The sequence below is a fragment of the Rhizobium sp. CFBP 13644 genome (genome assembly GCF_014842165.1).
Taxonomy (GTDB): domain Bacteria; phylum Pseudomonadota; class Alphaproteobacteria; order Rhizobiales; family Rhizobiaceae; genus Agrobacterium; species Agrobacterium tumefaciens_C.
Genome location: NZ_JACYVF010000001.1, coordinates 1 through 14,805 on the forward strand (window position 1 = coordinate 1; position 14,805 = coordinate 14,805).

Annotated in this window: 12 protein-coding genes and 2 tRNA genes; 7 read left to right on the forward strand and 7 right to left on the reverse strand. The window is 55.2% G+C overall.

The window, feature by feature from the left end; genetic code table 11:
- Positions 1-388, reverse strand: a 388-nt coding sequence (locus IFT53_RS00005; RefSeq protein WP_192096922.1) for a GTP-binding protein, incomplete at its 3' end; no start/stop codon positions are given.
- A gap of 355 nt (positions 389-743) precedes the next feature.
- On the opposite strand from IFT53_RS00005, the gene IFT53_RS00010 reads away from it, so the two are divergent.
- Positions 744-1,376, forward strand: coding sequence for a TerC family protein (locus tag IFT53_RS00010; protein WP_192063810.1), 633 nt, complete (start codon positions 744-746; stop codon positions 1,374-1,376).
- A gap of 356 nt (positions 1,377-1,732) precedes the next feature.
- On the opposite strand, the gene IFT53_RS00015 is transcribed toward IFT53_RS00010, so the two are convergent.
- The 3 genes from IFT53_RS00015 to IFT53_RS00025 all read right to left on the reverse strand — a co-directional run bounded on the left by IFT53_RS00015 (position 1,733) and on the right by IFT53_RS00025 (position 2,591).
- Entirely contained in the window at positions 1,733-2,149 is a 417-nt protein-coding gene (locus IFT53_RS00015) for a PAS domain-containing protein (RefSeq protein ID WP_192063809.1), read from the reverse strand.
- A gap of 258 nt (positions 2,150-2,407) precedes the next feature.
- A tRNA-Gly gene (locus tag IFT53_RS00020) sits at positions 2,408-2,481 on the reverse strand.
- Positions 2,482-2,506: 25 nt separating this feature from the next.
- Positions 2,507-2,591 (reverse strand) — tRNA-Tyr (locus IFT53_RS00025).
- A 303-nt stretch (positions 2,592-2,894) separates the two neighbouring features.
- Here IFT53_RS00025 and IFT53_RS00030 point away from each other — a divergent pair.
- Both IFT53_RS00030 and IFT53_RS00035 read left to right on the forward strand, forming a co-directional pair.
- Positions 2,895-3,776: a TrmH family RNA methyltransferase gene (locus tag IFT53_RS00030; protein WP_192063808.1), complete on the forward strand. Its 882-nt coding sequence runs from the start codon at positions 2,895-2,897 to the stop codon at positions 3,774-3,776.
- Between the two features lie 37 nt (positions 3,777-3,813).
- A complete protein-coding gene (locus IFT53_RS00035) occupies positions 3,814-4,200 on the forward strand; it encodes an acyl-CoA thioesterase (RefSeq protein ID WP_192063807.1) in 387 nt (128 codons plus the stop codon).
- Between the two features lie 67 nt (positions 4,201-4,267).
- Here IFT53_RS00035 and IFT53_RS00040 read toward each other — a convergent pair whose 3' ends face one another.
- Positions 4,268-5,449 (reverse strand): DUF1501 domain-containing protein, encoded by a 1,182-nt coding sequence (locus IFT53_RS00040; protein ID WP_192063806.1) that lies wholly within the window; start codon positions 5,447-5,449, stop codon positions 4,268-4,270.
- 3 nt (positions 5,450-5,452) lie between these two features.
- Positions 5,453-6,985 carry a DUF1800 domain-containing protein gene (locus IFT53_RS00045; protein ID WP_192063805.1) on the reverse strand — a complete coding sequence of 511 codons (1,533 nt, stop codon included), beginning with the start codon at positions 6,983-6,985 and terminating at the stop codon, positions 5,453-5,455.
- A 72-nt stretch (positions 6,986-7,057) separates the two neighbouring features.
- On the opposite strand from IFT53_RS00045, the gene IFT53_RS00050 reads away from it, so the two are divergent.
- Both IFT53_RS00050 and IFT53_RS00055 read left to right on the forward strand, forming a co-directional pair.
- Entirely contained in the window at positions 7,058-7,579 is a 522-nt protein-coding gene (locus IFT53_RS00050; protein WP_244656213.1) for a DUF2946 family protein, read from the forward strand.
- A gap of 85 nt (positions 7,580-7,664) precedes the next feature.
- A complete protein-coding gene (locus IFT53_RS00055; RefSeq protein ID WP_192063804.1) occupies positions 7,665-9,080 on the forward strand; it encodes a PepSY-associated TM helix domain-containing protein in 1,416 nt (471 codons plus the stop codon).
- A gap of 95 nt (positions 9,081-9,175) precedes the next feature.
- On the opposite strand, the gene IFT53_RS00060 is transcribed toward IFT53_RS00055, so the two are convergent.
- Complete coding sequence (locus IFT53_RS00060) at positions 9,176-9,529, reverse strand: DMT family protein (protein ID WP_042618555.1); 354 nt, start codon at positions 9,527-9,529, stop codon at positions 9,176-9,178.
- 250 nt (positions 9,530-9,779) lie between these two features.
- Here IFT53_RS00060 and uvrB point away from each other — a divergent pair, with 250 nt between their 5' ends.
- A complete protein-coding gene (uvrB, locus tag IFT53_RS00065) occupies positions 9,780-12,764 on the forward strand; it encodes an excinuclease ABC subunit UvrB (RefSeq protein ID WP_192063803.1) in 2,985 nt (994 codons plus the stop codon).
- A gap of 171 nt (positions 12,765-12,935) precedes the next feature.
- A complete protein-coding gene (locus tag IFT53_RS00070; protein ID WP_192063802.1) occupies positions 12,936-14,759 on the forward strand; it encodes an RNA-directed DNA polymerase in 1,824 nt (607 codons plus the stop codon).
- Positions 14,760-14,805: the final 46 nt, after the last annotated feature.

The window sequence follows — 14,805 nt, forward strand, 5'->3', positions numbered from 1 at the left end:
GGAACACAACGATGGCAGGAACGCCAACCTGACGAGCAAGCAGGATGTGCTCGCGGGTCTGTGGCATTGGGCCGTCAGCTGCAGAGCAGACCAGGATCGCGCCGTCCATCTGGGCAGCACCGGTAATCATGTTCTTGACGTAGTCGGCGTGGCCGGGGCAATCAACGTGTGCGTAGTGACGGTTTGGCGTCTCATATTCAACGTGAGCCGTCGAAATCGTGATACCGCGTGCCTTTTCTTCCGGCGCTGCGTCGATCTGATCGTACGCCTTGTATTCGCCGAAGTACTTCGTGATCGCAGCAGTCAACGACGTCTTGCCGTGGTCAACGTGACCAATCGTGCCAATGTTGACGTGCGGCTTGTTGCGCTCAAACTTGCTCTTTGCCATCTGAATTGCTTCCTGTGAACGTGAAGTAGTTTTTCCGGCGAACCGGTTTGGTGTCGCCGTTTAAGGCTTTGTAAGCGAATGCGCAAGACTTAATTGCGAGCGCGCTGAATGCGCTGCCAAAAGCGACGTGATCGGGGGCATATGGTGTGCCTGATCCCTGCCGTCAACGTCCGCGCTCGCGCGCGACAATATGTATGAGCCAGCCAGTGCTCTTTACGAAGATGTGTTTAGTGTCCTATTGACAAGGCAATCGACCTGTGGGGACAGGCGACATCCAACAATTTTGCAGGCACTTCGACGAGCGCCTATATGCCGTTTCTCCCGCGGCACCAATCCGTTCCACTCGGGATCCGCTATGGAAATTTTCACCGCTGCCGGTTTTACGGCATTTCTCCAGGTCATCGCCATTGACCTCGTTCTTGCAGGCGATAATGCAATCGTCATCGGCCTCGCCGCTGCGGGCCTTCCTGCACATCTTCGCCGCAAGGCCATTCTAGTCGGCATTATTGCAGCGACGGTGCTGCGCATCGTCTTTGCCGCCCTCACCGTACAATTGCTGGCAATTGTCGGCCTTCAGCTTTTCGGCGGCGTTCTTCTGGCGTGGGTTTGCTGGAAGATGTGGAGTGAACTGCGCTCGCAGAACGTCCATATGGGCGACGACGAGACAAACGACGAAGCCGATCTGACAAAGGGCCAGAAGACATTCTTCCAGGCCGCCACACAGATCGTTATTGCCGATGTGTCCATGTCACTGGACAACGTGCTTGCTGTGGCTGGCGCCGCACAGGACCACCTCACCGTTCTCATCATCGGCCTGGTCGTCTCCATCGCACTGATGGGCCTTGCGGCAAACTATGTTGCCAAGCTGTTGCACCGCCACCGGTGGATCTCTTATGTCGGCCTTCTTGTTATCGTCTATGTCGCCGCCAACATGCTCTATCATGGCTTCGTAGAAGTTTGGCCTTATATACTGCCCTACATGAGCTGAGTTTCATTCAGCCTCTTTAAAACCGGAGCCCTTCAGGTCTCCGGTTTTTTTATGAGCGGCTGAACCAGCGGAAAAGAACAAACGCAAATCACCCCAACGAGGGGGCGCAAGTCAAAGATTTTGCCTGTGCAATTTCATGATTGCCGCAATCCACGGGCAAGCTTAGACAGCTATTAGTTTCGACAATACTAATGAATATAAAGGCTGTCTGAACAATGGCTTATGACTGGTCAGGTGGGCGTGCAAAGCGCTCTCGCCGCTTTAAATTCGGCTTTGCGTTTGCAGCACTCGCCGTCGTCGCTATCTTCGCGCAATACTACCTTGGCATATCATTCAGCCGAAATGGGTGACTGGTTCTAATCGACCAGTACCGGAATATTGCCGTTTGAGGCATCTTCAGAGCGCGCAGGCGTCGTGCTATCAAAGACCACACCGGTGAACAAAGACGCTACGCCGTCAATATAGCGATAGCAACGCCCGACCTCCGTAATTTTCGCAAATCCATCGCCACGGCGCACGCGATACACCATCTGGAATGGCTCTCCAGACAGAACTGAATTCTTAATACCTTCCGATACATGCGGCCTGTCATCCTCGTGGATGAGGTCGAGCATCCGCTGGGCGGGCAATCCTTGATTCAGCTCATCTGGCTCCAGGCCCGTGATTCTCGCAAAATTTTCATCCGCCCAAAAGAGATTCAAGCACACATCCCAGGCGTAGAAGCCACCATTGCTGATAGCGACATATCTTTGGATCTGGTTATTATCGAGCATCTCTTATTCCCGGGCACTGTTTATACCGCTTTGAGTGATTTGCATCTGGGGTAGCAATCACTGTTCTTTCCAACAATCTGGAAGCAACGATTTTGTTCCCGGCAGTGTCGCGATATTGCAATATTCGCGGATAAAGCAACGCGGCATCACGGTTGACGCTCGCTGGTTGAAAAGCGCCGAATCAATGGACGGTCGCCGGAGACAACTCTACGAGCAATGTCAAAGTGAAATGCATTGGGAATGGTAATCGAAAACCGTTGGAGCGGGTAGCGGGAATCGAACCCGCGTATTCAGCTTGGAAGGCTGCTGCTCTACCATTGAGCTATACCCGCGGCGGTGGTTTCGATCCGTGCAGAATGGTGGAGGAAGTTGGATTTGAACCAACGTAGGCTGAGCCAACGGATTTACAGTCCGTCCCCTTTAACCACTCGGGCATTCCTCCAGTATTCTGCGAGGATCAAGCAACCAAGCTTAACCAGATTTCCGAGGCCGGCGCGTTGCCGTTTCGTCGTCTGTGGCCGCGTATATGACTGCCCTCGCCGCGTCTGTCAACACGATGTGTGACGAAAATTTGCGAAAAATGCGAACAGAGTCATAGGCCTGTGGATTAACCGCGCGTGTCGCTGAAAGATGCCCGGCTAATTGACGCAAAGTCCTTGCGCAAATGCGTGGACGGCAGACCCAGGCGGCAATCAGAGGATTGGGAGGGACTGGTGCTGGCGCATTGCTGACGATATAAGGCATCATGAGCAAAGACGATCCCAACGATAAATCCACCCGCGACACCCATTATGCAACGCTGCGCCGTCAGGTCCGCGATGCCAAGAGGGAACGTGGCGAAATTCCAACGCCCGCTTTTCAAAAGCGCAGACCGCGTGGCGGTGAAGACTGGAAGGCACCGCAACTGGCGCCCGATCAGGTTCATCTTTATGGCCTGCATACCGTGCGCGCAGCGCTGGCCAACAAAGAGCGGCAGATCATCAAGTTGTCCGTTACCCTGAACGCACTGGCGCGTCTGGAAATCGGATCTGCTGAAGAACAGCCCTTCCCGGTGGAAATGGTTTCGCCGCAGGATATCGACAAGGTTCTCGGCCCTGATGCTATCCACCAGGGTGTCATGCTGGAAACCCGGCCCCTGCCCGCCAAAAAGCTTGGCGCTTTGAAGAGCAGCCCGCTGATTCTCGTTCTCGATCAGGTCACAGATCCCCACAATGTGGGCGCCATCATGCGTTCGGCCGTGGCCTTCAATGCAGGCGCCGTCATTACGACCATGCGCCACAGCCCGACCGAGTCTGGCGTTCTGGCAAAATCAGCCTCTGGCGCGCTCGAAATGATTCCTTATATCCAGATTACCAATCTGGCCGATGCTCTCGCTGAACTGCACAAGCTGGGCTTCACTTCCATCGGGCTTGATTCGGAAGGCCCCGCGCCGCTTGAGGGAACGTTTCAAGGTGAGAAGATCGCGCTTGTGCTTGGTGCCGAAGGCAAGGGACTGCGCCAGAAAACCCGGGAGACCGTTTCTCTGCTCGCGCGCCTCGATATGCCGGGCGAGATCAAATCGCTCAACGTTTCGAATGCCGCCGCCATTGCGCTTTATGCAAGCCGTCAGTTTCTAGCCAAAAAATAATCTAGCTTTTCATCCAGATGTCTTTACGGGGGCCACAATGCCAGAACAGATCAAGCCAACCGGCGAACTGACGCTTCGCACGCTTGCCATGCCAGCGGATGCGAACCCTGCCGGCGATATTTTTGGCGGTTGGGTCATGTCTCAGATGGACTTGGCAAGCGGCATTCGCGCAGCGGAACGGGCACGCTGTCGCGTGGTCACGGCGGCAGTCAAGGAGATGGCGTTCGAGCTGCCCGTAAAGATTGGTGACACCCTGTCGATCTATACGACCATCGCCCGCGTTGGTCGCACGTCCATTACCCTCACCGTTGAAGCGTGGGCGCAGCGCGCGCGATACGACATTCTTGAAAAAGTAACCGCTGGCACATTTATCATGGTGGCGATGGATAGCGAGGGGCGGCCAACGCCCATCGTCAAGGAATAGGCTTTCAACGAGGGGCGCGAAGCCATATCGCGCCCCTCTTTTGTTTCCGCGTTTAAATATTCAAGCATCAGACCTTGAGATAAGGCGACGACCTGTCGAAGCTGAGACCGGGGAAAATGCCGTTGGTCAGTGCCTCACTGCTCACATCGAACTGTCGATAGAGCATGGCTGCCGCGATTTCCCGCACATCGCCTGTTGGCATAAGGTCGCGGTCATCGAGCAGCCTGCCCTCACCCAAACCCGGCCAGTTGCCCAACACGCGACCGCCATCGATTCCGCCGCCCGCAAGAATGGCGACGCCACCGGTGCCGTGGTCCGTTCCGCCCGTGCCATTTTCGCGCACGGTGCGCCCGAATTCCGTCATCGCTAGCACGACGGTCTTTTTCCAGACATCCGCTCCCAGCGCATCTTTCAGCGTTGTCAGCGCGATGGTCAAATCTTTGACGGTGCGTGCGAACTGGCCTTTCTGCCCCGCATGCGTATCCCAGCCATCGACGGAAAATGCGGCGATTCGGTAATCTTCCTGCAACAGGCCACCCGCCAGCTTGGCGACATCGCGAATGCCCGCGCCTCGCTTTTCATCCTGAAACAATTGCTCGGCGGACATGTCGGTGCGCAAGGCTTCCGCGAGAACGCGATTGAAGTCCGGATCATTGGCGTAGAGCCGTTTGAAAAACGCCACATCATCAGGCCCCATCGTCATATTGGACGTGGAGGCCCAGACGTCTGTATCGTTTGGCCCGGCGAGAATGAGCTCCATCGAGGTATTGATATCGATCGCCTTGCGGTCGTCGGGACGCGGAATGGACGACAGGGCCCGGTTCAGCCAACCGGTGCGCTCGCCATGCACATGGTCGGCACCGCTCTCCAGAATATCTTGCCCATCGAAGTGGCTTCTCTGGTCCCGATAGGGGGTGGAAACGGCATGAATGAAGGAAAGCTCCTTGTTTTGCCAAAGGGGCATCAAGGGTTGCGCTGCCGGGTTCAAACCGAAATGACCGTCGAGATCGATCAGACCCGTATCCGGCGTCAGAGCGAGCGTTGGCCGAAATCCGGCAAATGCCGCATCGCCATAAGGCTGAACCAGATCAAGCCCATCCATTGCACCGCGCAGGACGATGGTCACAAAGCGATTATCGCCGGGCATGGCCGCGAAGCTGACGGGTGAGAGCACCGGCAACGCTGCCGCACAGCACGCGGTGGCGAGAAAGCTTCTTCGGCTGATCAGCATATCCTGAGAGAAGGCCATATCCTATCTCCTGTTGAATTCTGGTGAGGATAAAGCGAGCGTCATTCCGCTGACGCGGCTTGGCGCCTGGCTGACGACGCGGATGGTGTCGTCACGCGCCAATTCGCCCATGGCCGCTTCCAGAAACATTCTAGGCTCAATGTCACCACCCAGTGAACTTGATGCTTTGCGCGCCCAAAGAATGCGCTCGCTCATCTGACTGGGAGAGAGCCAGGATGCGACACCTTCCTCAAACCCGGCAGGACTTGGCGGTTGCCACACGGGCTGCCCCATGCGCCGCAAGGATGCGAGAGTGAGCGTGCGCGCTAGGCTTTGCTTGGGTTTCGGCTTTGCCGGTTGCTCAGCCATCGCGTTCATGTCCCCGGTCGGCTTTTCCATTGCGGTCTGGTCTCCGCCCGGCAGCATGGCTTTTATATCGCTGGTTACAGCTGGCGCTGCGGCCTGCCCAACCTCGTCATCACCATTTGGTGACATCTTGTCTTGCCAGTTCTTCTGAGTGATGCCGAATGCCCGCAGCCCGGATACGACATAGTCAAAGGGCAGCTTCATTTTCCGCCCGGGATCAGCCCAGGCGCGAGGATGATTGAGCATGACAGCATAGACTTTGAGCAGATGTCCCTTGCTGGCTTTCCATTCATCTACCATGGCCGCCACGATTTCCGGTGGAGCCTCATCGGCAATGAAGTGTGCCGCCAGCTTACGGCAGATGTGGACCGCCGTTTCGGGCCGCACCGCCAGATCGTTGAGCATATCGAGACAGTCATCAGCAGTGCGCTTGCGCCCGCCATAGGAAACGCCGAGAACCTTGATCTGACCCGGCTGCGCCATGCGAGGCCGAAACAGCATTTCGTTTCGGTCATCCACCGTCATTCCTGTCAGCACAAGCGCGGCTGAGCGCACATCGGCCTGCGTATAACCACTGCCCGCGCCGACTGTGTGAAGTTCGAGCAGTTCACGTCCGAGGTTTTCGTTGAGACCGCGCTTGTTTTTCTCAGCAGCAACCGATTCCGGGCCTGCCGAACGGTTTTGATCCAGATAGATCAGCATGGCGGGATGAAGGACTGCCGCCTGCAGCAGGTCCCCAAATGAGCCAGCCAAATGCGGACGGATAGCCTCGACTTCATAGAGCGGGGTTATAAGGCGCATTGGCAGCGCCTTGCGTGCATTGACGGAGAAATGATCCACCCAGAACGAGGCGAGCCGCTCATGAAAACCATAGGGAGAGAATACGGCCTGCATCACGCGCGCCATGCTGTCACGCTGAAAACTCTGTTCGGCTTGTTTCTGGATCAATCTGCGGCCATCGCGATCCAGTTCGCCGCCGTTTTTACCGCCACTTGTGGCGATGATCCTGTCCGCCAGATCGGACGATCTCTGTCGCGCCGCAAACGCACCGCCGATGGGGAAATAGGAATCTCTGAGCGGCGCATCGGCGAGCTGCACCAGCAGGTCGTCGGAATTTCGGTTCAGCACTTGCCCTGGCGAGAGCCCGTAACCATAGCGTACCGCCGCCACCGTTGGAGAAAACGAAGCCATTTCAGCCACTCCTGCCAACATGAAGTTTGGAGGAAGGATCACAGTCAATCCGGGCAAAAAGGTTGCGAAACCATGGCATTTTCCGGACATGGACAATTTGTAACGCAGCATCGCCATGCCGATACCCACAATCTGGCCTATTCTGCCGCAGTGACATTGCGGAAAAACTGTGGCAGATCACGATTCATGGGGTTCGTGCGCAGGATAATGCAGGATAGAAGCTCGGCTGGCGCGGTCGCCATGCTGGCGCTTTTGCTGTTTTTGTTGCAGGGTCTCACCACTGGCGTCGCCCATGGCAACATGGCGGCTATGTCTATTGGCGCAGATGGCGTTATCTGCTCCACCCACATGCCCGATGGCGCTACCGGCAAGCAGAACCAAAACCCGGCAAAGCAGGCAAACGACTGTTGCGGGACGCTATGCCGCCTGGCCTTCGCTGCTGCTGTCGCGCTCCTTGCCTCTCCCATCGAGCTGACTGGCGGCATCGCCACCTCCGTCGACCTCGCCTTCTTCTACCCGGACGTGACAAGTCCGCCGCCGACAGCAAACCGGGACTCGCAACCGCGCGGCCCACCCCTTTTTCCGCACCTTTGAGACATAAATTCGGCTTCGAATGCGCCCGTCGGTACAGGCCGGTGCGCATCAAGCCGCAAACCTCATCGTCTTGCGGAGACATTTCATGTCCGTCATCACCTCCTTCGAAGGGGAGCGCCAGGCTGCGCAATCCTCATCTATCAATCTCTACCGCGCCGTGTGGCGCTGGCATTTTTATGCTGGCCTTTTCGTTTTGCCCTTCATGATTTCCCTTGCCATCACGGGCAGTCTTTATCTGTTCAGGGATGAGTTCGACGCCATCATCCATTCGGATTTGAAACGCATCGAGGCATTGCAAAACGTGGCTCCAGCCGCGCCATCCGCTATCGTCGCATCCGCACTCAGCCTCGTTCCGGGCACTGCGGTCAAATACACCACCCCCACCGATCCCGGCGCATCGACGGAAATCACCGTCAGCACGGCAGATGGAAAACGCGCTGTTTACGTCAATACCTACACCGCTGAGGCGCTCGGCTCCCTTCCAGACCGCGGCACCGTCATGTGGACGGTTCGATACATTCACAGCCTGAAATATTTCGGCACGTGGACCCGCTACTTCATCGAGATATCAGCAGGCTGGTCCGTCCTTCTTGTGGCAACGGGCATTTATCTCTGGTGGCCACGCAAGCAGACAGGCGGCGTGATAACCGTGCGTGGCACACCCAAAAAACGGGTGTTCTGGCGCGACACCCATGCGGTGACCGGCATATTCGTTGGCTTTTTCATCGTCTTCCTCGCGGTTACCGGCATGCCATGGTCTGGCGTATGGGGCGCCAAGGTCAATGAATGGGCCAACGGCAACAATTTCGGATATCCCGCCGGTGTGCGGGTTCAGGTCCCCATGTCGAACGACCGTCTCGATGATGTCGCCAAAACTTCGTGGTCGCTGGAGCAGGCGAAAATCCCAGTCTCGGAAGGTCACGACCACGGCCAGCATGTCCACGAAGCGCCGACTGTAGCCCTTGAAAAAAGCTCAACCCTGCAACCCATAGGCATTGATCAGGCCATTACCCGCTTCAACGCCATTGGTCTTGTTCCCGGTTACGCGGTCGCCCTTCCCACAAAACCAACCGGCATCTACAGCGGCTCGGTCTATCCAGATGACCTGTCGAAACAGCATGTCGTCCATCTCGACCAATATAGCGGTAAGGCTTTGATCGACATGACCTATGCGGATTACGGCCCGCTCGGCAAAGGTCTTGAATGGGGCATCAACGTCCACATGGGCCAGCAATATGGCCTCGCAAACCAGATATTTCTCGTCATTGTCTGCCTCGCCATCATCCTTCTGGCCGTCTCCGGCGGCACCATGTGGTGGAAGCGGCGTCCGCAAGGCTCCCTCGGCATACCGCCCATGCCTCAGAACAAGCGGGTCCTCCGCGGCCTGCTGGCGCTCCTCGCCATTGGCGGCATCATATTCCCGCTGGTGGGGCTAAGCTTGCTGGTGATGTTGGCGCTGGACTTCATTGTTCAAGCGGTCGGCAAGCGCCGCACGGCTTAAGACAAGAAAGGCCGGGAACAAGCCCGGCCATCTCGCCTGTAAACTACAACTGAAGTTAAGATGCTACACCTCTATCATGGGTGCAGCACCTGGCATCAAGACTTGAACAGAAACGACGCGCCAAAGGCGATCAGGGCAAAGCCGATCACGTGGTTGATGGTCAGGCTCTCCTTCAGCCAGAACACCGAGAACAGCGCGAAGACAGTGAGTGTGATGACTTCCTGCATCGTCTTCAGCTGTGCCGTCGAATAGACTTCCGAGCCCATGCGGTTTGCCGGTACGGCAAGGCAATATTCGAAAAACGCGATGCCCCAGCTCGTCAGGATGGCCATGAACAACAGGCTTCCCTTGTGCTTGAGGTGGCCATACCAGGCGAATGTCATGAAGACATTGGACGCAATCAACATGACAACCGGCCAGATGTGCGCAGGGGTGATTGAAAAAGGCATGATGGACCTTCAAAAATGGGAGAGGAAAACGATGGAAAAAGGGAACTTGTCTCGTCTTTCGGCGTATTGCTTAACGCAGGGCACGGCTTTCTAAAACAGGATTTTGCCGTTCTGATGGCTGAATATGTTGGCCGCGTGAAGAACGCAGAACCCCGCATACGGTTCCAGCGACAGAAATGTTTCCTGTTTGTACTCTGTTTTTTGCCGTCGCCTCTTCACTTTCAACCGCACAGTCTCCATATTCGCGGGCATGGCCAGATCACCAAAAAAACCCTCCGACAACACCTCCCGCTCTGATGGCTTCGCAGAAATGCCACAAGCCGCGTTTGAAGGCGCGCCGCTCAGCGGCAGCGTTTCGGACTGGGTGAAGCAGCTGGAAGCGGAGGCTGAGGCGTCTTCCGTGGAAACGCAGCGCGAGGTCGCATCCAAAGCGGGCAAGCACCGCAAAAAGATCGAGATCGAGGCGCGCAAACAGGCCATAGCCGAGGCGGAAGCCGCCAAGCCGAAAGCTGCCGGAAAATCCACAGCCCAGAAGACATCGCGGGGCGTATCCATCGGTGCGTCGAACGATCCGAAGACCCGCGCCGCCGCTGGCCTTAACCCGGTTGCGGGCATGGATGTGAGCCTTGAGGACGCGGAGAACCTCGCCACCGGTGCAGTGACGGCCACTGTCGAGGCTCTCTCAGCGCTGATCGAGAGCGGCAATCCGCTGTTCAAGGACGGCAAGATGTGGACGCCGCACCGCCCTGCCCGTCCGGCAAAATCCGAAGGCGGAATCACCATCCGCATGGCATCGGATTTCGAACCGGCGGGCGACCAGCCCACGGCGATTGCCGATCTTGTCGAAGGCATCAATTCCGGTGAGCGCAGCCAGGTTCTGCTGGGCGTGACCGGCTCGGGCAAGACCTTCACCATGGCGAAGGTAATCGAGGCCACGCAGCGTCCGGCGGTTATTCTCGCGCCCAACAAGACGCTGGCGGCGCAGCTTTATTCCGAATTCAAGAACTTCTTCCCAGATAATGCGGTGGAATATTTCGTTTCCTATTACGATTACTATCAGCCGGAAGCCTATGTGCCGCGCTCGGATACCTTCATCGAAAAGGAATCCTCGATCAACGAACAGATCGACCGCATGCGCCACTCTGCCACCCGCTCGCTGCTGGAGCGGGATGATTGCATCATCGTCGCCTCGGTCTCGTGTATCTATGGTATTGGCTCTGTGGAAACCTACACCGCCATGACCTTCCAGATGGCGATTGGCGATAGGCTGGATCAACGCCAGCTGCTGGCAGACCTTGTGGCCCAACAATACAAGCGCCGGGACATGGATTTCCAGCGCGGCTCCTTCCGCGTGCGTGGTGATACCATCGAAATCTTCCCCGCCCACTTGGAAGATGCCGCCTGGCGCATTTCAATGTTCGGAGATGAGATCGACGCGATCACCGAGTTTGATCCGCTGACCGGCCATAAGACCGGCGATCTGCAATCGGTGAAGATTTACGCCAATTCGCACTATGTCACGCCGCGCCCAACGCTGAACGGCGCTATCCGCGCCATAAAGGAAGAGCTGAAAGGCCGCCTTGCCGAGCTGGAAAAGGCCGGTCGCCTGCTGGAAGCGCAGCGTCTGGAACAGCGCACCCGCTACGATATCGAAATGCTGGAAGCCACGGGCTCCTGCGCGGGCATCGAGAACTATTCGCGTTACCTCACTGGCCGCAGCCCCGGCGAACCGCCGCCGACCCTGTTCGAATATATCCCTGACAACGCCTTGCTGTTCATCGATGAGAGCCACGTTTCCGTCAGCCAGATTGGCGGCATGTACCGGGGCGACTTCAGGCGCAAGGCGACGCTGGCCGAATATGGCTTCCGCCTGCCCTCCTGCATGGACAACCGTCCGCTGCGGTTTGAGGAATGGGACGCCATGCGCCCGCCGACGGTCGCCGTTTCGGCCACCCCCGGCAATTGGGAAATGGAACAGTCTGGCGGCGTCTTTGCCGAACAGGTCATTCGCCCCACGGGGCTGATCGATCCGCCGGTGGAAGTGCGCTCCGCCCGAAGCCAGGTGGATGACGTGCTGGGCGAAATTCGCGAGACAGCCGCCAAGGGCTACCGCACATTATGCACCGTGCTGACGAAACGCATGGCGGAAGACCTCACCGAATATCTGCATGAGCAAGGCGTTCGCGTGCGCTACATGCACTCGGATATCGACACGCTGGAACGCATCGAAATCATCCGCGACCTGCGTCTCGGCGCGTTTGACGTGCTGGTGGGCATCAACCTGCTGCGCGAAGGTCTCGATATTCCCGAATGCGGCTTCGTTGCCATTCTGGATGCCGACAAGGAAGGATTCCTGCGCTCGGAGACATCGCTGATCCAGACCATCGGCCGCGCCGCCCGTAACGTGGATGGCAAGGTCATTCTCTATGCGGATAAGGTCACCGGCTCGATGAAGCGGGCGATGGAAGAAACCTCCCGCCGCCGCGAGAAGCAGGTGGCCTACAACACCGAACACGGCATCACGCCAGAATCCGTCAAGGCCCGCATTTCGGATATTCTCGACAGCGTTTACGAGCGCGACCACGTGCGCGCCGATATTTCAGGCGCATCCGGCAAGGGCTTTGCCGATGGCGGCCATATGGTTGGCAACAATCTGCAGGTGCACCTCAACGCGATGGAAAAATCCATGCGCGACGCCGCCGCCGATCTCGACTTCGAAAAAGCAGCCCGCCTGCGCGACGAAATCAAACGCCTCAAAGCCGCCGAACTCGCCGCCATGGACGACCCGATTGCCAAGGAAGAAGCCAAATCGCTGGAAGGCGGTGGCAAAGGCAAGAAAGGCACGAGCCCCCGCACCTCAACTGCGCGAGATACGTCCAATGGGGCAGAAGCTGGTGAGCAAACCGGAAAGTCCCTCTTCGCCAAACCATCCCTCGATGATATGGGCCCCGGCACAGACACCGCCAAACCCCTGTTCCGCAAGAACAACCTTGATGAAATGACGGTGGGACGCACGGAAAAGCCCGTCAAAGGCGCGGCACCCGCCAAGCCCAAAACCGAAGACGGCAAACGCTTCTCACCCCTGCTGGAAGGCCAACCCGAGCGCGCAACCAACCCCAAAGACGACCCCCGCCCAATCGCGCGCGGCAAGGTAGGCGTGGGGAGCTATGAGGACCCGGGCGAGCAGAAGCGCAAGGGACGGACGAAGGGGAAGACTGGAAGGCCGGGGCGGTAGCGCATCAGTTTCACCATGGTGCGCATCACCACTAGCACCTCTTTAGGTCACAATGAAAATAGACTGCGAATTACGCACACAACCGCGTAAGCGTGTTTTATTTGTATTACTAAACTAATAGTTGTAAGATCATCTGGCATTGGCACTATAATCTCAAAAAGTGCCATCGGGATGAATACATTGCAGTCTCCAAAATTCAAATTTGTTGAGAGAACCCTCTCATCGGTGTTCTCGAATTCGGCACTGCAAGAAGAATGGAAAAAAAGAGTAAAGTATCAGATAAGAAAACAAGCTATCTTTGATCCTATCGAGTATCGCGATTTAAATCAAAACTTAGATGAGATGATTGACGGTATTAAAAATGACATTAAATCTGGTACATATCAAGTAAAGCAGTCAAAGCGTTTCCTAATTGAGAAATCTGGCGGACTGTGCCGACAGATGACTATTGTTCATCCACGTGATCTACTTGTCTTAGAGCGACTTTCAAGATCTTTTCATCATGAACTCAAAAATAAATCGCCGAGTAAGTCGGCATTTTTTGAACCGGATGATAGAAATTTTGTGAAAGGTTTTCAACAGTCCGATTTTGAATATGGATCGTTTGCAAGTTGGAAGCGGTTTCAAACGGCTGTGTTCGGATTTGCGGACGAGAAAAAGTACGTCGTCGTAACAGACGTCGCAAATTTTTATGATTTCATCAACTTCCAACATTTGCGCAATATAATTTCATCTCTCGTAGATGTTCGCGAGGAAATACTCGATATACTTATTTATTTGCTCAATAGATTGACATGGACGCCTGACTTTATGCCTTTAACTCAGGTTGGGATGCCACAGATAGAAACAACCGCTACACGTGTTCTTGCAAACGCGCTCCTCTACGAGGTCGATCGAATTTGCGAAGATTCCTCGAGCTTGAATTACGCTCGGTTCATGGACGACATGGACGTTGGTGTTGATACCGTCGCGGAGGCAAAAAAAATAATCCGGGACATAGACTTAACTCTTCAGTCCAGACAATTGCGTTTGAATTCGTCGAAGACAAAAATTCTGTCTCGGGAAGAGGCCTACCATCACTTTAGGATAGAAGAAAACAGTACTTTATCGGTTTTGGAGAACTCACTTACTACATCTGAGTTGCAGGGCGGCGACAAACCTGAGGTCATGCCCCTGTATGAAAAATGGATAACAGTTGAGGATGCAGGACCGAAGAAAAAAGACTCTCTACTTAAAGACGGCAATGGTCCCAAAATTCACAAGCGAATTTTGAGTCTTATTCATAAGTCAGGCGAAAAAGTACCAGACTTTGTTTTGTTAGATCTTGTAGAAAATGACCCTGGAATGAGGTCTACCGCCCTCAGGTATCTCGCACACTCTGAAATTACAGAAGTGACTTTATTTCACCTGCTTACGCTGTCAGCGAATGGCACGTTCGTCGATGATGCCTCAATAATAGAGCTATCTTCCCTCCTACTTCACGCTAGAATCACAAAGACGAATAAGAATAGTTTTCGAATTTCGAGATTCATTTCAAAAATATCTAAATCGGGTGACATTCAACTGTATTGCGCAATGTTTCTCAGCGGAAAATTTCAAGATCATACTTCAGGTCTACGTTTATTAGAGAAGAATATAGTTAAAATTAGAGGGGATTTTTGGCTTTCTAGGGCAGCGGGTGGGATGGCACCTATTTTTCTGGGAACAAACCTCTGGAGCGATTTTTTAGGACTCGTCCGACTATTAAGGGCAGACGATGCTGAATCCGTCGTCAACTTTATGAGAGATTTGCAAAACACCAAAAAACTATCTCAAAGCCAGAAAGCTTATTTCGAAAGCCCGAATAGGAGCTTTCCGCAAAAAATTTATTATCCTAAGATACTGCAGCTTTTAGCCGTTAAGAAAAATCCCTATTTGAAAGCCCAATACGAAAAAATTGCTTCACTCTATCCGTGTTTAAGCGAAGACCCATACATAAATGCGCTTGGCTTCTGATAGAGAATGTACAAAGGAACCAAAACCACCCTCGCCCGTTCTTCCC